Here is a 24,498-nt window from a genome sequence, read left to right on the forward strand (position 1 = left end):
GCGGCCGGAGTTTCCTCATGCATACCCCCATTCCTTCCGAGAAGGATGACGAGCACACGACGCTCGCCAATTTCGACCCCCGCTCCGGCTCCCTGCTGGAGCGGCTGGTCTTCAACCACCGCCTCATCGTGATGCTCGCCTGTGCGTTCGTCACGCTGGTGCTGGCCGCGCTCGCGGTGAGCCGCTTGTCGCTCAACGCCAGCTTCGAGAAGATGATCCCGCACGGTCATCCCTACATCCAGAACTACCTGGAACACAAGAACGACCTGCGCGGCCTGGGCAACTCGCTGCGCATCGTGGTCGAGAACCAGCGCGGCGACGTCTACGACGCGGCGTACCTCGACACGCTGCGCAAGATCAACGACGAGCTGTTTCTCATGCCCGGCGTCGACCGCGCCTGGCTCAAGTCGCTGTGGACGCCTTCGGTGCGATGGACCGAAGTCACGGAAGAGGGCTTTCGCGGCGGCCCCGTGATGCCCGACGGCTACGACGGCTCGCCACGCGCCACCGACGAACTGCGCGGCAACATCGCGCGTTCGGGGCTGGTCGGCAGCCTGGTCGCGAGCGACTTCCGGTCCAGCATGATCGTCGTGCCGCTGCTCGACAAGGACCCCACCACCGGCCAGCGCATCGACTACCGCGCGCTGTCGCATGCCATCGAGCAGTTGCGGACGCGCTACGAGGCCGCGTCGCCCGGCGAGTCCCCGGCGGTGCGCATGCATGTGGTCGGCTTCGCCAAGCTCGTTGGCGACCTGATCGACGGGCTGCACCTGATGGCGCTCTACTTTGCCGTGGCCGCGCTGATCGCCGCAGCCATCATCTATCTCTACACGCGCTGCGTGCGCAGCACCGGGCTGGTGATCGCATGCTCGCTGGTCGCGGTCGTGTGGCAGCTCGGACTGGTCGCGGCCTTCGGCCTCGAACTCGATCCCTACTCGATCCTCGTGCCATTCCTGGTGTTCGCGATCGGCGTCTCGCACGGCGCGCAGAAGATGAACGGCATCATGCAGGACATCGGGCGCGGCGCCCACCGGCTGGTCGCGGCGCGCTTCACCTTCCGCCGGCTCTTCCTCGCCGGCCTCACGGCATTGCTGGCGGACGTGGTGGGCTTCGCCGTCCTGATGGTGATCGACATCCCGGTCATCCAGGAGCTGGCGCTGACCGCCAGCGTCGGCGTGGCAGTGCTCATCTTCACCAACCTGATCCTGCTGCCGGTACTGCTGTCCTATGTCGGCGTGAGCCCCGAAGCGGCGGCGCGCAGCCTGCACGCGGAAGAGGACGCGGGCAAGGCGCGCGGCTTCGAGCGCCTGTGGAACTGGCTCGGGCATTTCGTCGAGCGCCGCTGGGCCTTGCGCGCGGTCGTGGCGAGCGCGGCGCTCGCCGTGCTCGGCTTCGGCGTCAGCCAGGGCCTGAAGATCGGCGACCTCGACCCTGGCGCGCCAGAGCTTCGGCCGGACTCGCGCTACAACCGCGACAACGCCTACATCACGGACCACTACGCGCTGTCGAGCGACACCTTCGCCGTGATCGTCAAGACCGCGAAGGAAGGCTGCCTCAAGTACCCCACGCTGGTCGAAGCCGACCGGCTGGCCTGGACGCTGCAGCAGCTTCCCGGCGTGCAGACCACGGCGGCGCTGACCGGCGCGGTGCGCCAGATCACCGCGGGCAGCAACGAGGGAAGCCCCAAGTGGCTCACCATCGCGCGCAACCAGGACGTGCTGAACTACGGCGCGCAGCAGGCCAGCGTCAACAATCCGGACCTGTTCAACACCGAGTGTTCGGTGATGCCGGTGATCGCCTACCTGTCGGACCATCGGGCCGAGACGCTCGACGGCGTGGTGCGCGCGAGCGCCGAATTCGCGCAGGCCCATGACAGCGAGGACCGCCAGTTCCTGCTGGCCGCAGGCAGCGCCGGCATCGAGGCCGCCACCAACATCGTCGTGCGAAAGGCCTGGGGCCAGATGCTGATGCTGGTCTACGCAGCGGTCATCGTGCTGTGCTTCATCACCTTCCGAAGCTGGCGCGCGGTGGTGGTCGCGGTGGTTCCGCTGGTCATCACCTCCGTGCTGTGCGAGGCGCTCATGGTGGTGCTGGGCATCGGCGTCAAGGTCGCGACCCTGCCGGTGATTGCGCTCGGCGTGGGCATCGGCGTGGACTACGCGCTCTACCTCCTGAGCGTGCAGCTGGCCTTCCAGCGCAAGGGCGAAACGCTGGCGGTCGCCTACCGCCGCGCGCTCCAGTTCACGGGCAAGGTGGTGGTGCTGGTCGGCATCACGCTGGCCGCGGGCGTGGTCACCTGGGCCTTCTCGCCGATCAAGTTCCAGGCCGACATGGGCATCCTGCTGGCCTTCATGTTCGTGTGGAACATGGTGGGGGCGGTGGTGCTGATTCCCGCGCTGTCGCACTTCCTGCTCTCCGGGCGCCAGGCGGGCCAGGAATCGGAAAGCTCGCCGAAGCCCAAGCGCAGGCGCGAGCGCTTGCGCCTCGCCCTGGGACGGGCCAGACTCGGCCACTGACCGGGCGGCGCCCGACACCCAGACGGAGGTCCACATGAAGGCTTTCACGATCAGGCGCGGCAACCCGCTTGCGGTGCGCACGGTGGCAAGCATGGCGCGCACGCTCGCCGGGGCCGTGGTGCTGGGACTGGCGGGGTGCGCCTACTACGGCTACCCCGTTCCTGGCGCGATGCCCGCCAGCTTCGACCGTTCCTTCGCCGCCGCCGCGGGCGCCATGCGCGACCAGGGCCTGCAGGTCAGCGTCGAGGACCGCAGCAGCGGCACGGTCGTCGGGCGCGCCGGGCAGGGCACCGTGACAGCCTCGGTTCGCCAGCAGGCCGACGGCAGCGTGCGCGTGCAGTTCGACGCCACGGGCCCGAGGGACCCGGGGCTGATCGATCGCGTGTCGCGCAGCTATGACGCGCGCATGGGGCGTTGAGTCAGGCGTCGCGAACGACCATTGCTTCGACGGACGCCCTGGCGGCGTCGAAGCGCCGATGGGGCGCGAACGAAAACGCCGCTGGTCCTGCGGAGCCTGCGGCTTTCGTCGCAGGGGTGATAGCCGGGCTTCCACGCCAGATCACGTCTCTTGTGACGCGACGGCGCGGAGTATAGCGACGGCACTTATCGTTTGAACAAGCCCCTCCCAGCCTTACGCCCGTACGCAAATTCTCTTTGCATGGCCGGCGAGTGCGTCCACTATGGCCGGCTGCTTGCCTTCGCACCATGCTGCCGCCCTTCGATTACTTGCTGACGAGCTGCGTCTCTGCCGACGTTGCCATGGCCTCGCATGCGCAAGCCGAAGCGCTGGCCGGCCTGCGGGCGCAACGCCTGGCGAGCCTGCTGGATTCGGCCGCCCGCGGGTCCGCGCTGTATCGCAAGGTGTTGGCGGGCCGCGATCCAGCGCAATGGTGCCTCGCCGATCTCCCGATCGCACGCAAGACCGAACTGATGGAGCAGTTCGACGGGTGGGTGACCGATCCGGCGCTTCGCCTCGACGCGCTGCGCGACTTCGCATCCGACTCCTCCTGCATCGCCGATGCCTTCTACGGCCGATACGTGGTGTGGGAAAGCTCGGGCAGCAGTGGCGAGCCGGCGGTTTTCGCACAAGATGCCAGGGCATTGGCGGTGTATGACGCGCTCGAATTCTGGCGCGGGCCGGCGCGCCAGCGCATGGCGGACCCGTGGTCAGTCGGCGAGCGCGTCGCCTTCGTCGGCGCGACGGGCGGGCACTTCGCGAGCTGGGTGTCGATCGAGCGCTTGCGCCGCTTGAATCCGGCCTTGGCAGGCAGCCTGCACGGCGTCTCGTTCCTGCAGCCGACCCGCGAACTGATCGCGGAACTCAATGCGCTGGCGCCCACCGTGATCGCCACCTATCCCAGCGTCGCCGTGCTGCTGGCCGAGGAGCGGCTCGCCGGACGGCTCGAAGCTGTGCCGCACGCGCTGTGGACGGGCGGGGAAGACCTCTCGGCGACGACCCGCGCACATTTGCAGAAGGCCTTGAATTGCCGCGTGGCCAACAGCTACGGTGCCTCGGAGTTCCTTGCGCTCGCCTCCGAATGCCGCCTTGGCAATCTGCACCTGAACAGCGACTGGGCGATCCTCGAAGCGGTCGACGAACATGGCCGCGAGGTGCCGGCCGGCGAGGCCGGTGCCACCACCTTGCTGACCAACCTCGCCAACCATGTGCAGCCGTTGATCCGCTACGACCTCGGTGACCGCGTCACGCTGCACGCGGCGGCTTGCGCGTGCGGTTCGCATCATCCGGTGATCGATGTCCTGGGCCGCAACGACGACTCGCTGCAACTGGGGCGACCGGGCGATCCGATGGTCCGGATCACACCGCTCGCCGTCAGCACGGTGCTCGAAGACGACGCCGGCCTGTTCGACTTCCAGTTGGAGCAACAGGGGCCATGCCACCTGTTGCTGCGTACGGGCCTGCATGGCGAGGCGGCGGATGCGAGCTTGCGACGGGCGCGCGCTGTGCTCTCGGCGTTTCTGGTGCGGCAGGGCGCGGACGGCGTTCACATTCACTGCAGGAGCGGCGAGACGGGGCAGCGCGGCCGCAGCGGCAAAGTGCAGCGGGTTGTTTCCCTGCTTGAAGCGCCGGCGGGAGTTCACTAGGCTTGCGCCGAACCCCATTGCGTGGAGAAAGACATGAGTACCGCAAGTCCATTGCCCATCGCCTACGGATTCTTCCAACCGCTGCTGGATTGGCAATCCGCCCTTGCCGAGAGTTGGCTGCAGGCGCAGGACCTCCAGCTCCAGATGCTGAGCACCTGGCACCATCCCTTCACCGCAGTCCACCAGGAACTGTGGGACCTGTGGGTGGCCCATTTCGGAGGCGGCGTGCCCCTGGACGCCTAGTGCCTGGGCGTGGCCTGATGCCTGCACGTGCTCAATGCGATGGCCTGCGTCGTTGCGTCTCGAAGAAGCGGAGCATCTCCTCGCTCGCATCAGGGCCCATGGGGTCGGCAAAGGAGCCGGCCAGGCTTCCGCCCGACCACGCATGCGCCGCGTCGTGCAGCGTCCAGTGCTCGCCGCGCACGCCCGTACCCGGGCGAAGGTAGTTGCGGCGGGTGAAGCGCCGGCCATCAGGCCCGGTGTGCTCGCGGGATTCGAAGGGACAGTCGGCTCCCAACGATGCTTCGATGACGTGGGTGCCGTTGACGGCGTTCACCACGGAATCCCGGTCGCCATGGAAGACGATGGTCGGCATCTCGCGCGGCACGCTCGCTTCGCGCGGAGCGCCGCGCAGCGCGGCGAGGCCCGAGGTGATGTCGGACCCGGCGCGTGCCGCCAGTCCCGAGTGCACGCCGACGGCGGCATAGACGTCCGGAAAAAGATCACCCAGCAACGCGGCCATGGCACCGCCGGCCGAAAGCCCGGCGACGTAGATTCGATGGGAGTCCACTCGTTGTTCACGCGCGACTTGCAGTGTGAGTGCGGCGATGCGGGCCGGGTCGCCCTGGTCGCGCGTCTGGTGCGCCCGCTCGAACCAATTCCAGCACTGGTGGGCATTCGCGCTGGTCGGTTGCGCTGGATACAGGACGACGAATCCATGCCGCTCGGCCGCCGCGTTCATCGCGGTGCCCGCCGCGAAGTCGATGGGATTCTGGCCCGCACCGTGGAGCATCACGAGCAGGGGCGCCGCGTGGCGCGGCGCGGTGGCCGGCACGAACAGGCTGTGATCTTCACAAGTCGCCGTCATCGGCAAGAAGGGATCCGTTGCGGCGGCCCCTGGTGACGCCGCCGGAAAGAAGGAGGCACTCGCGTCCGAGGCCATCTGGAACCAGGAGAGGAAAGGATTGAATGTCGTGAGGCTGCTTGGCATGCCGCACTTTGCGTGCCGCGGGTTGCTCCGGCCCGTGAGCCATCGGCCTGCCAACGAGTAGGAGCAAATGCCGCGCTCGCTAGTCCACGGTGGTTTCGATGACGAACTGGCCTCGTTCGATGCTTCGGAACCTGGCTGTATAGGCCTTTCCGGAGAGCGCCGCCGCGGGGCCGGTCGCCAGCTTGTAGACACCCTTGGCGATTCCGGTGAAGCCGGTCACTTTGCCGTCGGCCATGGTAAGCGAGTAGCTTCCGTCGGTCACCACGTAGAGGATCAGTTGGCCGGGCTTGCGAGTCACTCCATTGCCTGTCACCGCCACGCCCGCGCCCTTGTCGAGTTCCCAGACGTTCATTCCCGATGTGACCGCGCCGTCGAGAAAGCCGCCCTGGCTGACGCAGCTGTACGAGCCGACCGAGAGCATGTGGCCTTCGCGATCGCCCAGGGGCTCCTGCGTGGCCACGCCGACGTTCTGGCAGGTCGACCTGAATGGTGGAGTACTTGTCTGGCCGAAGCAGTCGAGACACAGGAGTGCCAACGGCACGGACGCGAAGACGCTTGTTGCTCTTGATGCGCGCATGATTTCCTCCTCGTTGGGTGAGGCCACGTCAGCGCTGCGCGGTCGCATTGCTCCCGTCAGCGCCTGAGCATCGTCTGGCTGCCCGCGCGGGAAGTCAATCGCCAACCGGGAGGAGAAGCCATGCCGCACGCGGGCCGCAGAGTTGCTCGCGGGCGACAGAAGGCAGGCTTTCGTGAACAACTTGACGCGACCACGCGTGCGCTGTATTGCGCTGTGGGCCGGCTGCGCCTAGCCTTGCAAAGAGTTCCCCGGTATTTCCTTTCGCAAGAACCACTTACCTTGCACTTCGCATGTTGGTTGCATCGTTGATCCTTCTGCTCCTTGCCGCGTGGGAGCTTCGCCTCCAGCTCAGGTTGGGAAAGGCGGCGTGCATCAGCACGCAGCGCAGGGGTTGGATGGTCATCGAGGTGCGGCGACGAGTTTCCATGCAGCGGTTGCCGCAGCATGTGTCGGACTTTCCCGTTCCGCGCGAGGAACGCATCCAGGTGCGTCGTTGGCTCGGCATCGTGTACTGGCACCAGGAAGTGAGCGTGGCGCTTCCGAATACCGCGTGCGAGCACCTCTCGGACATCACCGCCCAGGACTTCGATCGCCAGTTTCCGGCCTGGCTGCGTCTCGCCAAGGGCCCGGGCTGAGCGGCTGCCAACGGATCAGTTCGCCATCGCGGCGACAGGCGCAATCGACTTGGCGGCTATGGTGCGCTTACCATCGAACCGGACTTCATTGTGGAAGAGAGAGCTTGAAATCTTCAGAAGCATTGCACTCGAACCGGGCCGCGATTCGCCGCGTGGTCGAGTCCCATCGAGCCCGGAATGCCCGGGTGTTCGGCTCTGTTGTGCATGGTCAGGACACAGACAACAGCGACCTTGACATCCTGATCGACCCGGCGCCTTAGACAACGCTGCTCGACATTGGTGCGATCCGCCATGAACTCGGCATATTGCTCGGCGTGACGGTGGATGTCCTGACACCTCAGTTCGCCATCGCGGCGAACAGGCGCCATCGGCCCGGCACGCCCTTCAATGCATGGTCGCCCCGGTCCTCGAAGCACATGCCTGACCCCGCGACCAGGTCCTTGACCGTGCTGGAGACCAGCACTTCGCCCGGATTCGCCTGCCCTGCGACCCTCGCGCCGATGTGTACCGCGAGCCCGCCGAACTTCGGCCCCATGACCTCGCACTCGCCCGTGTGGACCCCGGCGCGTATCTCGAGGCCCAGGAGCCGAGCGCCGCTGCCGATGGCTGCGGCGCAGCGAATCGCGCGCAGGGGTCCGTCGAAGGCGGCAAAGAATCCGTCGCCGGCCGTATCGAGTTCACGTCCTCGAAAGCGCTGGAGCTGACCGCGCGCGAGGCCGTAGTAGCTGTCGAGAAGCCGGTGCCAGCGCGAATCGCCCAACTCGGCCGCGCGTTCGGTCGAGCCCGCGATGTCCGCGAACAGGACCGTCGCGAGAATGCGGTCCGATTCACCTGCACGGCGCTCGCCGGTGAGGAACTCCTCGATCTGGCCGAGGCAGGTGTCGGGGTCACCGATCCAGAAGAAGTGATCGGCACCGGGGAGTTCCACCATCCGTGCGCCAGGAATGTGCTGCGCGAGATAGCGCCCGTGCTCGATGGGAACCATGCGATCGCCGCAGCGGTGGAGGATCAGGGTGGGAACCCGCACGGCCGACAGGACCGGCCGCGCGTCGATCTGAAAGGCCATGCGCATCATCGCGATCGCGGCACCGGGACTCGAGGCCATGCGCTGATGACGCGCCCACCATTCGCGAGCGGCCGGATTCGCTGCCACCGAAGGCGCGAAGGCGGTCAGCAGAACCCCTTTGCCCCAGCCCGCTTCCATGCGCTCGAGCATGCTCGACCAGTTGTCCGGATCGGTGCCGAAGGGGTAGTCCGGCGCCCACGCGACCCGCGCATAGGCGGCCAGCAGGACGAGGGCATGGACACGCTGTGGATAGGTGGCAGCAAACAGGAAGCTCAGAGGCCCGCCTTCGGAAGCGCCGACGAGCGCCGCGCGCTGCGAACCTGCCGCATCCATGACGGCGCGCACGTCGTCCATGCGTTGCTCCAGCGTCGGCAACTGCTCGATCGGCACGGGATCGGACATGCCCGTTCCCCGCTTGTCGAAAAGGATGAGGCGGGCAAACGCGGCAAGGCGCCTGAAGAACTGCGCCATGCGCGGGTCTTCCCAGCAATGCTCGACATTCGAGACGAAACCCGGAATGAAGACCAGGTCGAGCGGACCCTCGCCCAGGACCTGATAGGCAATGTGGCAGTCGCCACTTTTTGCATAGCGGGTTTCGGGCACGTCGTGCATGGCACCTCCGATCGAGCGCCTGGCCGGCTCGTCGGGCGAATCGTTCATCGAACGGCGAAGCAGCGCAACGGGGGATCGACGATGTCCGGCGCTTCCTGCGCCCCCGCTCAGCCCATGATGTTCACGCCACCATCCACGAACAGCGTCTGCCCGGTCAGCCGCCGCGCATACGGTGTCGCGAGGTAGGCACAGGCAAAACCGACATCGTCGATGTCGACCAGCTCGCCCACCGGCGCGCGGTTCGCGGCCTCGGTGAGCAGCAGGTCGAAATCCTTCAGGCCGGAGGCGGCGCGCGTCTTGAGCGGGCCGGGAGACACCGGGTGAACGCGGATGCCCTTGGGGCCGAGCTCGTAGGCGAGGTAGCGGCAGGTCGCCTCCAGCGCCGCCTTGACCGGACCCATCACGTTGTAGTTGGGCACCACCTTCTGCGCACCGAGATAGCTCATCGCGATCATGGTGCCGCCTTCGGTCATCAGCGGCGTCGCGAGCCGCGCCATGCGGACGAAGGAGTGGCACGACACGTCCATCGCACGCCCGAAGCCCTCCGCCGAACAGTCGAGCAGGCCGCCCTGCAGGTCGGCCTTCGGCGCGAATGCGATGGAGTGCACCAGGATGTCCAGTCGTCCCCACTGGTCCCCGATGGCATTGAACACGGCTTCGAGTTGCCCCGGCTGCTCGACATCGAGCGGCAGCACGATGGGCGCGTCCAGCTTCTTCGCCAGCGGCTCGACGTGTGGCCGGGCCTTCTCGTTGAGGTAGGTGATCGCCAGCTCGGCGCCGAGGCTCCGGAAGGCGTTCGCGCAACCGTAGGCGATCGAGTATTCGTTGGCGATGCCCACCACCAGGGCCTTCTTGCCGGCGAGGACGGGGTTGTGCTGGGGCGACATGGCGTTCATCCTCTTGCGAGCAAGTCCCGCGTGTGCCGGGCGATCATCAGTTCTTCGTTGGTCGGGATCACCCATGCGGCGACCTTGCTGCCTGGCGTGCTGATGCAGGGGCCCCGGCTCGCATTGGCTTCGGGGTCGAGCTCGACGCCCAGCCATGCGGCCTGCTGGCAGACTCGCTCGCGCACCGCGGTGGCGTGCTCGCCGATGCCCGCAGTGAAGACGATGGCATCGAGCCCGCCCAGCGCGGCCGCCAGCGATCCGAGTTCGCGGCCGATGCGGTAGATGAAGAGATCGACCGCCACCTTGGCCTGCGGCTGGTCGGATTCGAGCAGCTCGCGCATGTCGCTCGACACGCCGGAGACGCCGAGCAGCCCGGACTGGCTGTAGATCAGCTTCTCGACGGCGCGCGTATCCATGCCGCGCTCGTCCATGAGATAGAGGATCACGCCCGGGTCCAGGGCGCCGCAGCGCGTGCCCATCGGCAGGCCGTCGACGGCGGTGAAGCCCATGGTGCTGGCGATGCTGCGGCCTGCCTGCAGGGCGCACATGCTCGCACCGTTGCCGAGATGCAGCACCACCGTGTTGCCGTTGGCTGCGCGCGTATCGAACTTCGGCAGCACCGATGCGATGTACTCGTACGAGAGCCCATGAAAGCCGTAGCGCCTCACGCCGGCATCGGACAGCTCCTTCGGCAGCGCGAACATCTGCGCCACCGGCGGATTGGAGCGATGCGCGGCGGTATCGAAGCAGGCGACCTGCGGCAGGTCGGGTGCCCGATGCAGCAGGGCGCGGATGGGCTCCAGGTTGTGCGGTTGGTGCAGCGGCGCGAGCGGCACCAGCTTTTCGAGCCGCGCCACCACGTCGCTGTCGACCCGCACCGGCGCCGCAAAGTCCATGCCGCCGTGCACCACCCGATGGCCGACCGCGGCCAGCCGGTGCTCGTGTCCGTGCGTGGACCTCAGCCACTCGACGATGTGCACGATGGCGCCGTGGTGATCCAGCTTGGCGTCGGCATCCCAGCGCTTCTCGGCGACTTGCTTGCCGGTCGCGTCCTTGCCGACGAAGCGCGGCGCGGCGGTGTACAGGCCGGAGACCTGTCCGCCCGCGACGAAGGGCAGATCGTCCCTGCCCGCGAACAGCGAGAACTTGAGGCTCGACGAGCCGGCGTTGAGGACGACGATCGCATCGCTCATTGGGTAACCTCCATGCGTCGCACTGCCGTGCGAGCGCCTCCGGGCGGCCGCGCGGCGCTCATGTGATCACCTTCGCCGAGCTGTCGCGCCGCGCGTGCGCCACCAGCACCGCGACGGCGCACGAGGCGAGGCGCGCAGTCACCGAATCGGCGCGGCTGGTGAGGATGATCGGCACCTTCGCGCCCAGCACGATGCCGGCCGAGTCGGCATTCGCGAGGAAGCTCAGGCTCTTGGCCAGCATGTTGCCGGATTCGAGGTTGGGCACGATGAGCACGTTCGCCCGCCCGGCGACCGGCGAGACGATCTTCTTGATGCCCGCGGCCTCCAGGTCGATCGCGTTGTCGAGTGCGAGCGGCCCGTCGAGGATGCCGCCGGTGATCTGGCCGCGATCCGCCATCTTGCACAGCGCCGCGGCCTCGATCGTCGAAGGCACCTTGGGGTTGACGGTCTCCATGGCCGACAGGATGGCGACACGCACCTCGGTCTGCCGCAGCGCGCGCGCCAGGTCGATCGCGTTCTGCACGATGTCGACCTTCTCTTCGAGCGTGGGCGCGATGTTCACGGCCGCGTCGGAAATGATCAGTGCGTCCTCGTGCGAGGGCACGTCCATGACGAAGCAGTGGCTGATGCGGCGCGCGGTGCGCAGGCCGGTGTCCTTTCGCACCACGGCGGCCATGAGCTCGTCGGTGTGCAGGCTGCCTTTCATCAGGGCCTCGGCCTTGCCGGCCTGCACCAACTCCACCGCCTTCGTGGCGGCGGCATGGCTGTGCGGCGCATCGACCAGTTCGCAGCCCGAGATATCGAGATTGTTCTCCTTGGCCACGGCTTCGATCTTCGCCACAGGTCCGACGAGGATCGGCCGGATCAGCCCCAGCCGTGCGGCATCCAGCGCCGCCGAGAGCGAACTCGCGTCGCACGGATGCGCCACCGCCGTGCCAATGGCCTCGAGCGATTTCGCGAACTCGATCAGGCGGTCGTACTTGTCGTGACTCATTGGGGGACCTCCGTGCCTTTCATTCAGATACCTTCGGCGCGGCGCTCATGCCGCCCTGCGTGGCCGCACCGGCGCATCGAGGGACAGGATGCTCGCCACGTGGCGGAAACGCTCTTCCTGGTGCGCCGTCGGCTTGCCGCGCGCGCTTGCCACTTTCCGTGCCGCCTCGAATCCCTTGCGGCGCTGGTGCATCTCGGGCACCAGGCCGGGCAGGGCGGCGATGGCACGCTCCTCGTCCATCGCGACCACGAAGGCCTGCCGCTTCATCGCGGCCTTGACCGTTGCGAGGGAGGGGCGGTGCTCGGGCTCCATCTCGTCGATCATTCGCCGCATCAGGTTGTAGGGACGCTCGTCGACCACGTTTTCCTCCCGGCGCACGTACAGCAACAGTCGTGCCCACGCATCCACCGGCGTGCCTTTCTCGAACTGGGATTCGATCTCCTGCCGCTTGAGGCGCTTGAGCTCGTCCTGCTCCCAGGTGGCCGACTTCGGCCCGCGGCGGCCCAGTGCGTCGGCCCCGAGGCCGACGGCCGCGGCGAGCCACGGTGCCTCGTAGATCGCCTTGAACATGCGCTCGGACATCTCGTCGCGCACGTCGCGCACGCGGTCGAGCGATTGCTCGATGCGTGCGGAGACTTCGCGCTCTGCCTTCGTGAAGGGGTTGTCCGGCGCGGCAGGGCGGCGGTTGGCGCGCACGTTCTCGGCCATCGCCTGCACCCAGAACATCCATGGATTGAGATTCGACAGACCCCAGCGCTCCATCCGCGCCGGGTTGGCCGCCCGCGTCGCCTCGGCGCTCGCTTCGCTCGTCATGGCCTTCACCAGGGGCGAGGCGAAGGTGTCGTAGAGCCCCTGGTTGATCTGGGCCACGCGGTCGACCACCTCGAAGGCCTGCTCATCCTTGCGCCCATCGTCGAAGGCGAGGATGTCGTCGATGGTGCGCGGCACGAACTGGATCAGGTAGCGGCCTTCGAGGTAGGCAAGGCCAGGCATGTCGGGCTGGGTGTCCTGGATCACCGCCTCGTAGAGGCCGGGCGGCAGCGTCTCGATGAGATCGAGCGCGCTGGCCAGTTCGGAGGTTTCGCGCTTGGCCACGCCGGCGGAGACGAAGATGCCCAGGTGGCCGATCTTCTCGTGCAGGCAGTAGACGATGGTCTGCTCGTTCAGCCGGATCTCGTCCACGCTCGAATAGGAATCGGGGATCCAGTTGAGCGCCTGCTGCGGCGGCGTGATGTTGTCCCCCCACGACGCGAACACGACGATGGGCGTGCGGATGTTGCGGATGTCCACGCGGTGCTTGCCATCGAAGGACTCGACCTCGCCGGCCGAGAGCTTGTTGCCGACGAAGAGGTTCTTCGTGATCCACTCCATCTCCTCCTTGTTCATGAGGAAGAGGCCGCCCCACCACTTCTCGAATTCGAGGAAGCGCTCCCGCTCGGTGTCGACCTGCGAATAGAGGTTGTAGAGCTTGGACCAGTAGGTGTTGGAGGGATTCAGGCCCTCGAAGTTGCTGACCAGGTGGGCGCCGTCGAACTTGCCGTGGCCCAGGTCGCCGGCCAGCGAGGCCAGCCAGGTGCCGCCCATCAATCCGCCCGAATAGCGCATCGGGTTCTTGCCCTCGACGCCGGCCCAGTACGACACGGGCGAGCCCGCCAGCAGGATCGGGCCGACTTGCATGGGCGCCAGCGCCGCGAGCATGATCAGCGCCCAGCCGCCCTGGCAATTGCCGATGACGAAGGGCTTTCCTTCGGTTTCGGGATGCAGTTCGTTGACCTTCTTCATGAAGGCGATCTCGGCGGCGCAGACCGACTCGATGGTCTGGCCCGGCATCGGGTACGGAAAGAACATCACGAAGTAGCACGGGTGTCCGTGCTGCAGGGCGATGCCGATCTCGCTGTCCATCTTGAAGCCGCCGATGCCCGGTCCATGGCCGGCACGCGGGTCGATCACGACGAAAGGCCGCTTCTTGGGGTCCGTCTTGGCGTGGCTCGCGTCGGGCTTGATGCGCACCAGCGCGTAGTTGGCGGGCTTCGGGAACTCCCTGGCGTCGAGCACCATGTCGTAGTCGAAGACGAGGACCGGCGGCTTGCCCGACTTCGTGTGTTCGAGGTACTGGTTGCCGCGCTCGCGCAGTACGTCCATGGTGAGGATGGACCGCTGCCAGGCGTCGATGCCGTATTCGGCAGCGGCCTGGGCGGCTCGCATCGGCCACAACGCGGACAGGGCGGAACGGGAGAGGTCGGGGGGAGGGGATTTCTGGGCCATCAATGCGCTCCTGGATTCGAAGGGCGATCGTCCTCGCCCTTTGTTTCAGTACCGTGGCGGCAATCCATATGCACGTGGGTCACGCTGCCTTCGCGCTTCAGTTGCAGCGGCAGGCCGCTGGCCTTGAATACTGCCAGCATCGGCGTGTTGTCTGCCAGCACTTCGGCCTTCAATGTATCGAGGTGCGACGCCTTGGCGATCAGGGCCAGATGGCGCATCAGCAGTTTGCCGATGCCCAACCCCTGGTGCGGATCGTCGACCGCGAAGGCCATTTCGGCGCATCCCGGTTCCGATACGACGTAGCGGCCGCCGCCCGCGATCACCGGATGGCCGTTTTCCTCCAGTTCGGCGGCCAATGCAACGTGGCTGGCGAAATCCACCTCCATGTAGTAGGCAATCTCGCGCTCGGTGAAGTTGTGCTTGGCCGAAAAGAAGCGGCGATAGATGGAAGCCTCGCCGGTGCGGCCGACCGCCGCGAGCATCGATTCGCGGTCGGAAGGCTTCAGCGCGCGGATGCGCACGGGGCGGCCGTCGCGCAGGGTCTCGAGCGCAAGGTACTCGGCTGCATTCATGAGTCGGGCCTCTGGTGCGCGTGTTCCGGAAGATGTGAGCTTGCGCTCGCGCGTCGCAGCCTGGGAATCCAACCAAAGTAGGATTTGCGCCCCGGCGGGCAGGCACTAACGTGGGTGCGTTTCCATTCGTGCAGAGGGTGACCCATGCAACAGCAGACGCACATCGTCATAGGAAACCTCCCGGACGACGTCACCGAGGAGGGCATCCGCGAGGCGCTCAGCAGCTTTGCGCAGGCGGACAAGATCCGCCTGGCCAACGAGAGCGGAACGCCCACCGCGCTGATCGACGTGGAGATGTCGCGTGCCCAGGCCGAATCGCTGGCCCAGCGCATCAACGGCCGCTCCTACGAGGGCCGAGTTCTGCGGGCCTGGGTGCCCAAGATGGACTGGTAGCGCAAGCACCGGCCGACCTCACGCGAGCGGATCATGGGCCCGTCCTCATTGTTCGATCGCGTCGTCTCGGCACTGTTCGGGCGGGCGGACTCGCGCGCCGACGATGCCGAAGAACGGCAACTGGTCTCCGACATGACCGAACTCGTGGTCGAGACCGTGGACCCGCGCATCCGCCTGCAGTCGCGCTATGCGGACAAGCTCGAAGGCTGCGTGCGCAAGACGATCGCGCACCTGCGCGCGATGGGCGCGCAGCCGCTGGATCCGCTGCTGCTTTCGCGTGCGACCTGGAGCGGCGATCCGCGGCTGAATGCCTATTTCGCCTCGGCCGACGAAGTGCCCGCCTTCCTCGGCCGCAGCAAGGAGCTGCGCGAGTTCTTCCGCGTGCCGTCGAACCGGGAAGCCGGCGAGGCCTTCGCGCTGCTGGCGATGAAGCGCGAGGAACGCACCGTTCTGGGCGTCCAGCAGGATGGCGACCGCGTGCAGCACGACGTGCCGCTGGCGACCGTGAGCTTTTCGGGGCACAAGCTGTTCGCGCCCTCGGCCACGTTCGATGCGACGCGCCTGGAGGTCGGGCGCCGCATCATCCGGCGGCTTGCGCAACTGGCGCTCAAGCGCATCGTCGACCTGGACATGAAGGCGGCCGAACTCGGCGAGCGCAAGGCGTGGCTCGCCGCGCGCCTGCGGCTGGTCAAGCTCGCGGTGGACGGTGCCGCGGGACTTCTGGAGGACACGACCGAGACGCGATCGCAGATCGCGGCGATCGAACGCGAGCTCAAGGAGACGGTGCACGACTACATCGAGACGAAGGCGGGCGTCGCGACGCTCGACGCCTTCATCAAGCACATCGATGCCGTGTTTGCACATCCCGAAAAGCAGGTGAGCCTGCAGCGGACGCCCATGCGCCTGAGCCGGATGGGTGTGCGGGTGGACGCGGACCACCCCGGGCCGCTCAACGAATTCATCATGACCGAGCTGGCCATCGGCGAGGGCGTCAACGTGGTGATTGCCATCGTGCGGTGTCCGCTGGCCGAATTGCCGCCGGAAGAAGACCTGCTCTCGAACGCCGAGCGCTTCATCTAGGGACGGATCACTGGTGGCAGGAGGCAAGCGAAATGTCCAAGACGGGCCCCTTGCGAATCGTCTACGTAGTCGATGGCGATGCTTCGGTGCGCGAAGGTCTCTCGCGCCTGATGGACTCCGCGGGCCTGGAGCCGCGACCCTGCGCGTCGGTGGAGGAGTTCCTGGTCAAGGTGGACGGGAACCATCCCGCGTGCGTGTTGCTTGACGTACCGAGCGCATGGAAAAGCGAAGCGGACGTGCGCACGTCGTTGCATGCGGTTGCGGGGAGGCTGCCTGTCATCGCCTTGTCATCGAGCGACAGCTCCACCGCCCGGCGCAGGGCGCGCGAACTGGGGGCGCAGCACTTCTTCCGCAAGCCGGTGGATGCCGCGGCGCTGCTGGATTCCATCGAATGGGTCGCCCTCAGCGATGGACGAAATGCTCCCTCTCCTTGATGAGGAAGCCGTCACGGCTCCCTCGCGCCGCTTGACACCCGCCAAGTCGCGGATCGATGATTTGCAGGTTTGCCGACCGTGTGCGCCGCGGCACGGAGCGTTGTTCGGGGGAAGCGAGGAGGAAGCAATGAGCCGGGAACCGGCCAGAGTCTCGCCGGATGCCGACGCCGCTGAAAGGCGCTCGGATGCTGAAGCCATCCTGTTGGAGCGGCTCGCTTTCGAACGCCTGCTCGCCGAGCTCTCGGAAAGTTTCGTCGACGTCTCCAGCGCCGACTTCCTTAGCAAGGCCGAGCGGTCGCTGTCCAAACTGGTTTCATTTCTCGGCTATGACCGGTGCACCTTTGCAGAACTCGTGGCCGGGGACTACCTGCACGTGCTGTGTTCGGCGGCGGCCAGTGGCCGCGAACCGCTTCCGCGCGGGCGCTTCCCGTACCGGCTGCCCTGGTTTCTCGGCGAGCTGAGGGCCGGACGCGTCGTATCGTTGGCGAGACTGCCGGACGACCTGCCGCCCCACGCGATCGACGAGGCGGAGCATTGCCGTAAAACGGGCTTGCGCTCGCACCTTTCCATACCGCTGCGCATTGGCGGGCGCGTGACCAGCGTGCTCTCGTTCGCGGCCATGCGCGCCGCCCGCACCTGGCCCGCCGACATGGTGCCCAGGCTCAAGATCGTTGGAGAGCTTCTGGGCAGCGCGATGGCCCTGGCACGCACGGAGGAGGAAGCCCGGCAGTTGCGGCGGCGGGTCTGGCATGCCGACCGCGTGGCGCGCGTCAGTGCGCTCACGGCCACGATCGCCCACGAGCTGAATCAACCGCTGGCCGCCATCCTGAGCAATGCGCAGGCCGGTCTCAAGTACCTCGAGCGCGGCGATGCGAAGCTCGATCTGATTCAGGGCGTTCTCGAAGCCGTGGTGCGGGAAGACAAGCGGGCCGCGGACACCATCCGCTCCATGCGCGCCCTGCTGCGCCAGGACGAGACCGAGCGCGAGCCGATCGACCTCGCCGTGGCCTTGCGAGAGGTGCTGCGGCTGATGGAGAGCGAAATGCTCGGGCAGGGCATTCGCGTCGAGACGCAGTTCGACGAGGGATGCCGGGTCATGGCGGACAAGGCGCAGATCGAACAGGTCGTGCTCAACCTGCTGCTCAACGCGGCCTCGGCCATGCGCGCGGGAGAGCCCGCGCAGCGTCGTGTACGGCTCGGCATGGCGCGGCGCGACGGCGGGATGATCGAGGTCGCGGTGCACGACACGGGCAAGGGCATCGCGCCAGGACAACTGGAAACGATCTTCGAGCCGTTCTGGACTTCCCGGCAGGAAGGACTCGGCCTGGGCCTGGCGATCTGCCGCTCCATCATCGAAGCGCACAACGGACGCATCTGGGCCGAGTCGAACGTGGACGGGGGGGCGAGATTCTGCTTCGAGCTGCCGGCAGCGCCCCAGGCGCCGGATGTCGCGGACACACCCCCTGCGTCGATCGAGCGCGAGATGCCGGCGCCATCCGACGGCACGGAGGCGATCGTGTGCGTCATCGACGATGACCCGGCGGTGAGGGAAAGCCTCGGTCGCCTGCTCGGCGGCGCCGGATGGATGGTCGCCTCCTATGGCTCGGCCGACGCGTTTCTCGCTCAACCGCCTGCGGGCGACGTGGCCTGCATCCTTCTCGACATGCGCATGCCGGGCCTCTCCGGGCCGGCGCTGCAGCGGCGACTGATGGAGAAGGGGTGTGCGCCTCCGATCATCTTCGTCACCGGGCACGGCGAAGTGGCGGCGGGCATCGGCGCGATGAAACTGGGCGCCTCCGATTTCCTCGAGAAGCCGGTGGATGCCGAAGTGCTCGTGGCAGCGGTGGGCCGCGCGGTCGAGCGACACGCCGGCCAGCGCCGGTTGGAGCATGCGCAGGGCGCGGCCAAGGCCCTGGTCGCCCGCCTGTCGCCCCGCGAGCACGAAATCATGCAGCACGTGATCAGGGGGCGCCTGAACAAGCAGATCGCTTCGGACTTGCTGATCGCGGAGCAGACCGTCAAGCAGCATCGCGGCCGGGTCATGGAAAAGATGGGTGTGCGTTCCGTCGCCGAACTCGTGCAGGCCTGCGAGGCCGCAGGGCTTCTTTCGAATCAGCCGCCCTGAAGCGGATCAAGACACGTTTTGCGTCATAACGAGGAGACAAGCATGGAAACCCAATTCGCATTCGATCTCTCGAGCAGGAATACGGAGGGCGCATGGCGCGGCTTCACGCCGGGCCTGTGGCAGGACCGTGTCAACGTCCGGGAATTCATCCAGCGCAACTACACGCCCTACGAGGGAGACCACGCCTTCCTCCAGGGGCCCACGGCGCGCACCCAGAAACTCTGGGAGACATTGAAGCCCTTGCTCGCGCAGGAGCGGGAGAAGGGCGTGCTGGGGGTATCGCAGGTGCCGTCGAGCATCACCGCGCACGCGCCGGGCTACATCGACAAGCCCAACGAGATCATCGTCGGGCTGCAGACGGATGCACCGCTGGTTCGCGCGATCATGCCCTTCGGCGGTTGGCGCGTGGTGGAGGACAGCCTGCGCGCCTATGGCTACGAGCCCGACCCGAAGCTGGTCGAGGTCTTCACCAAGTACCGCAAGACGCACAACGTCGGCGTGTTCGACGCCTACACACCCGAGATCCGCAAGGCGCGTTCGTCGCACGTGATCACGGGCCTGCCGGATGCCTACGGACGCGGGCGCATCGTCGGCGACTACCGCCGGGTGGCGTTGTACGGCGTCGACTTCCTGGTCGCCGACAAGGAACGCGAGAAGCACGAGTTGGACGAGCGGCACTCGACGGAAGAAACCATCCGCCTGCGCGAGGAGCTGTCCGAGCAGATCCGCTCGCTCAAGGAGCTGAAGGAGATGGGAGCGGCCTATGGCCACGACATCTCCGTGCCGGCGGCCAATGCGCGCGAAGCGGTGCAGTGGACTTATTTCGCGTACCTCGCAGCCGTCAAGCAGCAGAACGGGGCAGCGATGTCGGCCGGGCGCCTGTCCACCTTCTGGGACATCTACTTCGAGCGCGATCTGCGCGAAGGCACGCTGAACGAAGCGCAGGCGCAGGAGATCATCGACGACCTGGTCATCAAGTGGCGGCTGGTGCGCTTCCTGCGCGCGCCGGAATACAACCAGCTTTTCTCCGGCGACCCGGTGTGGGTCACGGAAGTCGAGGGCGGCATGGGCGAGGACGGCCGCACGCTGGTCACGAAGTCGGCCTTCCGGATGCTGCACACCCTGAACAACCTCGGCCCCGCGCCGGAGCCCAACCTCACGGTGTTCTGGTCGCCACGGCTGCCCGAGGGCTTCAAGCGCTTCGCGATCAAGATCTCGATCGACACCAGCTCGATCCAATACGAATCCGATGACCTGATGCGGCCCAAGTGGGGCGATGACTGCGCCATCGCCTGCTGCGTTTCCGCGATGCGGCTGGGCAAGCAGATGCAGTTCTTCGGCGCACGGGTCAACCTGCCGAAGACGCTGCTCTATGCCCTCAACGGCGGGCGCGACGAGCTGACCGGCGACCAGGTCGGACCCATGCTGGCGCCCGTCACGGGCGACCTGCTCGACTACGACCAGGTGATGGAGCGCCTGAGCCCGATGCTGGACTGGCTGGCGAAGACCTACGTCAATGCGCTCAACGTCATCCACTTCATGCACGACAAGTACTGCTACGAGGCGATCGAGATGGCGCTGCACGACCGCGACGTGCTGCGCACGCTGGCTTGCGGCATCGCCGGTCTCTCGCACGCGGCGGACAGCCTCTCGGCCATCCGCTACGCGAAGGTGCGGCCGATCCGCGACGAGCGCGGGCTCATCGTCGACTACGAGACCACGGGCGAATTCCCGTGCTTCGGCAACAACGACGACCGTGTCGACGACATCGCCCGCACGCTGGTGTCGATGATGATGAACAAGATCCGCATGTACCCGAGCTACCGCAACGCGCAGCACACGCAATCGGTGCTCACGATCACGTCCAACGTGGTCTACGGCAAGGGCACGGGCAACACGCCGGACGGCCGCAAGAAGGGCGAGCCTTTTGCGCCGGGCGCCAATCCGTCCAACGGGCGCGACACGCACGGCGCGCTGGCGGCGCTGATGTCGGTGGCGAAGATCCCGTACGACGATGCGGAGGACGGCATCTCGCTGACACTGTCGGTGGTGCCCTCGGCGCTCGGCACCGAGAGCGAGCGCATCACGCGCGGCAGCGATGCGCTCGACGCCTATTTCGTGAGCGGCGGCTTCCACGTCAACATCAACGTGCTGAACCGCGAGACGCTGCAGGACGCGATGGCGCATCCGGAGAAGTACCCGCAGCTCACGATCCGCGTGTCGGGCTACGCGGTGAACTTCATCAAGCTGACCAAGGAGCAACAGCTCGACGTGATCAACCGCACCTTCCACGGCGCGATGTAGGGCGACGGGAAAGCGCCATGGCCCAGTCATTGACCGGCAGCCGGTACGAGCTGCACGTCTCGAAGAAGGGGGCGGCGGACACGAAGTCGCAGGACTACTACACGATCCACCCGGCCGACCTGGAGGAGTCCGGCGACCCGGGCGAGGACATCGTCGGCTACGTGCACTCCTGGGAGGTCGGCAGCACGGTGGACGGGCCAGGCATCCGCTTCGTCGCCTTTCTCACGGGTTGCTTCCTGCGCTGCCAGTACTGCCACAACCCGGACACCTGGCACCGGAACAACGGACGGCCGGTGACGGTTGGCCGTGCGATGCAGGAGATCGGCAAGTACGCGCAGGTGCTGAAGATCAGCCGCGGCGGCATCACGCTCTCGGGAGGCGAGCCGATGGTGCAGAAGGCTTTTGCCATGGAGATCTTCCGCCGCTCCAAGCAGCTCGGATTGCACACCTGCATCGACACCGCCGGGCGACTCGGCGAGCGCATGACGGACGAGGATCTGACGCAGATCGACCTGCACCTGCTGGACATCAAGTCCGGCGACCCCGCCATCTACGAGAAGGTCACGCGCCAACCGCTGCAGCCGACGCTGGACTACGCACGCCGCCTCTCGACGCTCGGGCGGCCGATGTGGGTGCGCTTCGTGCTGGTGCCGGGCCTCACCGACGACTTCGACAACGTCGAGAAGGTGGCCGACATCTGCGCCGAACTGCGGTCGCTGGAGCGGGTGGAGATCCTGCGCTTCCACCAGATGGGGCGCGACAAATGGCAGCAACTCGGGCTCGAGTACCCGCTGCGCGACATCGAGCCGCCCTCGGCTGAACTGTCCGATCGCGTGCGCGGGCAGTTCCGCAGCCGTGGCCTGACGGTGTACTGAACCCTGACAACAAGAAGAAGGAGAAGAACTATGGAGACCTTGAGCAACGTTCTGGCGCAGCAGCCGATGATGGCGCTGTTCCTGACCATCGCCATCGGCTACCTGCTGGGAGAAGTCAACATCAAGGGCTTCTCGCTGGGCGTGGGTGCGGTGCTTTTCGTGGCGCTCTTCATGGGTTGGCTGTCGCCCAAGTCGGCGCCGGCGCCCATGGTGGGCACACTGGGGCTGGCGCTCTTCCTGTACGCCGTGGGCGTGCAGTACGGCAAGCAGTTCTTTCTGGGCCTCACGAGCTCGTACGGGCAGAAGGCGAACCTCATCGCGCTGACCGGTGTGCTGCTGGCCGGCGTGGTGAGCATGCTGTTCATGAAACTGTCGAACCTCCCGCTCGGGCACTCGCTGGGCCTGTTCGCCGGCGCCGGCACCAGCACGCCGACCTTGCAGGCGGCGATCGTGACGCTGGGCAACGACGATCCGGCGGTCGGCTACTCGGTGGCCTATCCGCTGGGCGTGGCCGGGCCGATCCTGTTCCTCTACGTGACCTTCATGCTGCTCAAGCCGAAGATCCAGGCGCCTACCGGCGGTGGCCTCGAGATGCTGGAGATCGCGCCGGAGGAATCTGCGCTGAAGGGCAAGACCATCGGCGACCTGCTGACCGGCTTGCCCGCGGGCATCGAGATCGCCGCGCTGCGGCGGGCGCACCACAACCTGCCGGCCTCGCACACCATGGCACTGGCCGCGAACGACGTGCTGCTGGTCACCGGACCGAGCCGCGAAGTGCTCGAACAGGCGGCGCGGCAACTCGGCGAGGTGCATTCCGGCCGGATGACGGGGGATCGCCGCGACCTGGACTACATCCGGATCTTCGCCTCCCGTGCGACCGTGGTCGGCCGCTCGCTGGGCGACCTGAAGCTGCCGCAAGGCAAGCCCAATGCGCTCGTGCAGGTGCGGCGCGGTGACACCGACATCCTGCCGCGGCCAGACCTGGTGCTGGAGTTCGGCGACCGCATCGGCTTGCTCGCGCATCGCGATGACTTCGCGGCGCTGCGCAAGTTCTTCGGCGATTCGATCAAGGGCACGGCGGAATTCAGCTACATCTCCATCGGGTTCGGCATGGCGCTCGGATTCCTGCTCGGCGCGATCAACTTCCCGCTGCCCGGCGTCGGCAAGCTCGCGCTGGGCCTGTCGGGCGTTCTGATCGTGGCGCTGGTGCTCGGCAGGATGCGCCGCACCGGTAGCCTGAACTGGACGATACCGCTGTCGGCCAACCTCGTGCTGCGCAACCTGGGTCTGACGCTGTTCCTGGCGCAGGTGGGCATGGCATCGGGGCCCAAGTTCGCGGCCACGGTCTCGCAGACCGGCTTCCTGATGCTCGGGCTGGCGGCCGTCGTCGTGGTGGCGCTCGTGCTGCCGATCCTGGTGCTGGGGCTGGGCGTGTTCAAGATGCCTTTTGACGAGGTGGCCGGCATCGTGGCGGGTGCGTGCGGCAACCCGGCCATCCTGGCCTACTCGAACAAGTTGGCGCCGACGGACAAGCCGGACATCGGCTACGCGATGATCTTTCCGGGGATGACGATCATCAAGATCCTCTTCGTGGACATCGTGCCGGCGCTGGTCGGCGGGTGAGCGCCGTGGCGTCACGACGACGTGCCCATGAGTCAATCACTTGAGACGACCAACGCCGGCAACATGACAGGATTGGCCTATCTGCCGGTCAGCCTGTTCGGCTCGGTGATGGGCTTGTGCGGTCTTGCGCTGGCGTGGCGGCTCGCGGCGATCGAGTTCGGCCTGCCCGGGTGGGTGGGCGAGGTGCTTGGCTATGCGGCGGCCGCCGTCTTCGTCACGCTGGTTCTCGCCTATGCCGTCAAGTGCCTCAAGTCACCCACTGCAGTGCGTGCCGAATTCGCACATCCCGTCGCGGCGAATTTCTTTGCGACCCCGATCATTTCGTTGTTGCTGCTGCCGGCTGTTGTTGCGCCTTACGCGCTCGCGTTGGCCAATGTCCTCTGGGTCGCCGGCACCATCGCCATGCTGGGCTTCGCCTGGTTGATCGTGAGCCGATGGATGAGCGTGCGTCAACAGATCGCGCATGCCACGCCAGCCTGGATCGTCCCGGTCGTCGGAACGCTCAATATTTCGATCGCCGGCGTTCCCTTGAACCTACCCGGCTCGCATGCGGTGTGCGTATTCGCACTGGCGGTGGGACTGTTCTTCGCGGTGCCACTCTTCACGCTGATCCTCTCCAGGCTGATCTTCGAGGAGCCGATGCCCCAGCCGCTGCAGCCTTCATTGATGATCCTGACGGCACCTTTCGCCGTCGGCTTCTCGGCCTATCTCAATGTTGCGGGACGGCTCGATCTTTTCGCGGAGCTGCTCTTCTATCTTGCAGTCTTCATGCTCGCGGTTCTGCTGCCCAAGCTGGTGCGCCTGCGCAGTTGCTCGCCCTTCCATACTTCGTGGTGGGCCGTGAGCTTTCCACTGGCGGCCATGACGCTCGCTGCGCTGAAGTTCTGCATCGATCAGCCGTCGTGGCTGGCACAGGCGTTCGCACTCGCAATGCTCGCGTTCACGACCTTGGTGATTCTGTCGCTCGGCTTTCGTACGAGCATGGGCATGGCTCAGGGCGAATTGCGCGCGCTGACGCTCTGACCATGCCTTGA

General features: G+C 66.7%; 21 protein-coding genes and 1 pseudogene. 14 read left to right on the plus strand and 8 right to left on the minus strand.

The window, feature by feature from the left end; all coding sequences use genetic code 11:
- Positions 1-17 precede the first annotated feature (17 nt).
- The 4 genes from QTH97_RS18610 (at position 18) to QTH97_RS18625 (ending at position 4,862) form a co-directional block, all read left to right on the plus strand.
- Positions 18-2,516, plus strand: a complete 2,499-nt coding sequence (locus QTH97_RS18610) for an efflux RND transporter permease subunit (RefSeq protein ID WP_286569896.1) — start codon at positions 18-20, stop codon at positions 2,514-2,516.
- A 91-nt stretch (positions 2,517-2,607) separates the two neighbouring features.
- Positions 2,608-2,934: a hypothetical protein gene (locus tag QTH97_RS18615; RefSeq protein WP_286570112.1), complete on the plus strand. Its 327-nt coding sequence runs from the start codon at positions 2,608-2,610 to the stop codon at positions 2,932-2,934.
- A gap of 287 nt (positions 2,935-3,221) precedes the next feature.
- Positions 3,222-4,619, plus strand: coding sequence for a phenylacetate--CoA ligase family protein (locus QTH97_RS18620; protein WP_286569897.1), 1,398 nt, complete (start codon positions 3,222-3,224; stop codon positions 4,617-4,619).
- Positions 4,620-4,652: 33 nt separating this feature from the next.
- A complete protein-coding gene (locus tag QTH97_RS18625; RefSeq protein WP_286569899.1) occupies positions 4,653-4,862 on the plus strand; it encodes a hypothetical protein in 210 nt (69 codons plus the stop codon).
- A gap of 31 nt (positions 4,863-4,893) precedes the next feature.
- Here QTH97_RS18625 and QTH97_RS18630 read toward each other — a convergent pair whose 3' ends face one another.
- Both QTH97_RS18630 and QTH97_RS18635 read right to left on the minus strand, forming a co-directional pair.
- Positions 4,894-5,829, minus strand: coding sequence for an extracellular catalytic domain type 1 short-chain-length polyhydroxyalkanoate depolymerase (locus QTH97_RS18630; RefSeq protein ID WP_286569900.1), 936 nt, complete (start codon positions 5,827-5,829; stop codon positions 4,894-4,896).
- 79 nt (positions 5,830-5,908) lie between these two features.
- Positions 5,909-6,406, minus strand: coding sequence for a hypothetical protein (locus tag QTH97_RS18635; protein WP_286569901.1), 498 nt, complete (start codon positions 6,404-6,406; stop codon positions 5,909-5,911).
- Positions 6,407-6,831: 425 nt separating this feature from the next.
- On the opposite strand from QTH97_RS18635, the gene QTH97_RS18640 reads away from it, so the two are divergent.
- Positions 6,832-7,041, plus strand: coding sequence for a hypothetical protein (locus tag QTH97_RS18640; RefSeq protein ID WP_286569902.1), 210 nt, complete (start codon positions 6,832-6,834; stop codon positions 7,039-7,041).
- Positions 7,042-7,145: 104 nt separating this feature from the next.
- Positions 7,146-7,379 (plus strand): annotated as a pseudogene (locus QTH97_RS18645) (nucleotidyltransferase family protein); the annotation flags it as partial.
- On the opposite strand, the gene QTH97_RS18650 reads toward QTH97_RS18645, so the two are convergent.
- The 6 genes from QTH97_RS18650 to QTH97_RS18675 form a co-directional block, all read right to left on the minus strand.
- A complete protein-coding gene (locus tag QTH97_RS18650; protein WP_286569904.1) occupies positions 7,379-8,719 on the minus strand; it encodes an adenylate/guanylate cyclase domain-containing protein in 1,341 nt (446 codons plus the stop codon). The pseudogene QTH97_RS18645 and the gene QTH97_RS18650 sit on opposite strands and share 1 nt — an antisense overlap.
- 107 nt (positions 8,720-8,826) lie before the next feature.
- Positions 8,827-9,615, minus strand: a complete 789-nt coding sequence (fabI, locus tag QTH97_RS18655) for an enoyl-ACP reductase FabI (protein ID WP_286569906.1) — start codon at positions 9,613-9,615, stop codon at positions 8,827-8,829.
- A complete protein-coding gene (locus tag QTH97_RS18660; protein ID WP_286569907.1) occupies positions 9,612-10,799 on the minus strand; it encodes an acetate/propionate family kinase in 1,188 nt (395 codons plus the stop codon). Before QTH97_RS18660 ends, fabI begins: the two co-directional genes overlap by 4 nt.
- A 58-nt stretch (positions 10,800-10,857) precedes the next feature.
- Entirely contained in the window at positions 10,858-11,793 is a 936-nt protein-coding gene (locus QTH97_RS18665) for a phosphate acetyltransferase (RefSeq protein ID WP_286569909.1), read from the minus strand.
- A gap of 45 nt (positions 11,794-11,838) precedes the next feature.
- Positions 11,839-14,058 carry a DUF3141 domain-containing protein gene (locus tag QTH97_RS18670; protein ID WP_286569910.1) on the minus strand — a complete coding sequence of 740 codons (2,220 nt, stop codon included), beginning with the start codon at positions 14,056-14,058 and terminating at the stop codon, positions 11,839-11,841.
- Positions 14,058-14,630 (minus strand): GNAT family N-acetyltransferase, encoded by a 573-nt coding sequence (locus QTH97_RS18675; RefSeq protein WP_286569911.1) that lies wholly within the window; start codon positions 14,628-14,630, stop codon positions 14,058-14,060. Before QTH97_RS18675 ends, QTH97_RS18670 begins: the two co-directional genes overlap by 1 nt.
- 144 nt (positions 14,631-14,774) lie before the next feature.
- Between QTH97_RS18675 and QTH97_RS18680 the strand changes: the two genes are divergently transcribed.
- From QTH97_RS18680 to QTH97_RS18715, 8 genes are all read left to right on the plus strand, one after another.
- Positions 14,775-15,023 (plus strand): RNA recognition motif domain-containing protein, encoded by a 249-nt coding sequence (locus QTH97_RS18680; RefSeq protein ID WP_286569912.1) that lies wholly within the window; start codon positions 14,775-14,777, stop codon positions 15,021-15,023.
- Between the two features lie 33 nt (positions 15,024-15,056).
- A complete protein-coding gene (locus tag QTH97_RS18685) occupies positions 15,057-16,103 on the plus strand; it encodes a hypothetical protein (protein ID WP_286569913.1) in 1,047 nt (348 codons plus the stop codon).
- A 32-nt stretch (positions 16,104-16,135) separates the two neighbouring features.
- Complete coding sequence (locus QTH97_RS18690; protein ID WP_286569915.1) at positions 16,136-16,537, plus strand: response regulator transcription factor; 402 nt, start codon at positions 16,136-16,138, stop codon at positions 16,535-16,537.
- 127 nt (positions 16,538-16,664) lie between these two features.
- Entirely contained in the window at positions 16,665-18,662 is a 1,998-nt protein-coding gene (locus QTH97_RS18695; protein ID WP_286569917.1) for an ATP-binding protein, read from the plus strand.
- A 42-nt stretch (positions 18,663-18,704) separates the two neighbouring features.
- Positions 18,705-20,966 carry a formate C-acetyltransferase gene (gene pflB / locus QTH97_RS18700; protein WP_286569918.1) on the plus strand — a complete coding sequence of 754 codons (2,262 nt, stop codon included), beginning with the start codon at positions 18,705-18,707 and terminating at the stop codon, positions 20,964-20,966.
- Between the two features lie 17 nt (positions 20,967-20,983).
- Entirely contained in the window at positions 20,984-21,841 is an 858-nt protein-coding gene (pflA, locus tag QTH97_RS18705; RefSeq protein WP_286569919.1) for a pyruvate formate-lyase-activating protein, read from the plus strand.
- 30 nt (positions 21,842-21,871) lie between these two features.
- On the plus strand, positions 21,872-23,464 hold the full coding sequence (locus QTH97_RS18710; protein WP_286569920.1) for an aspartate:alanine exchanger family transporter: 1,593 nt from the start codon (positions 21,872-21,874) through the stop codon (positions 23,462-23,464).
- A gap of 27 nt (positions 23,465-23,491) precedes the next feature.
- The gene (locus QTH97_RS18715) at positions 23,492-24,487 is read left to right on the plus strand and encodes an SLAC1 anion channel family protein (protein ID WP_286569921.1); all 996 of its coding nucleotides are present in this window, start codon (positions 23,492-23,494) and stop codon (positions 24,485-24,487) included.
- Positions 24,488-24,498 lie beyond the last annotated feature (11 nt).

It is taken from the genome of Variovorax gracilis, assembly GCF_030317115.1.
In the GTDB taxonomy this organism is placed as follows: Bacteria; Pseudomonadota; Gammaproteobacteria; order Burkholderiales; family Burkholderiaceae_C; genus Variovorax; species Variovorax gracilis.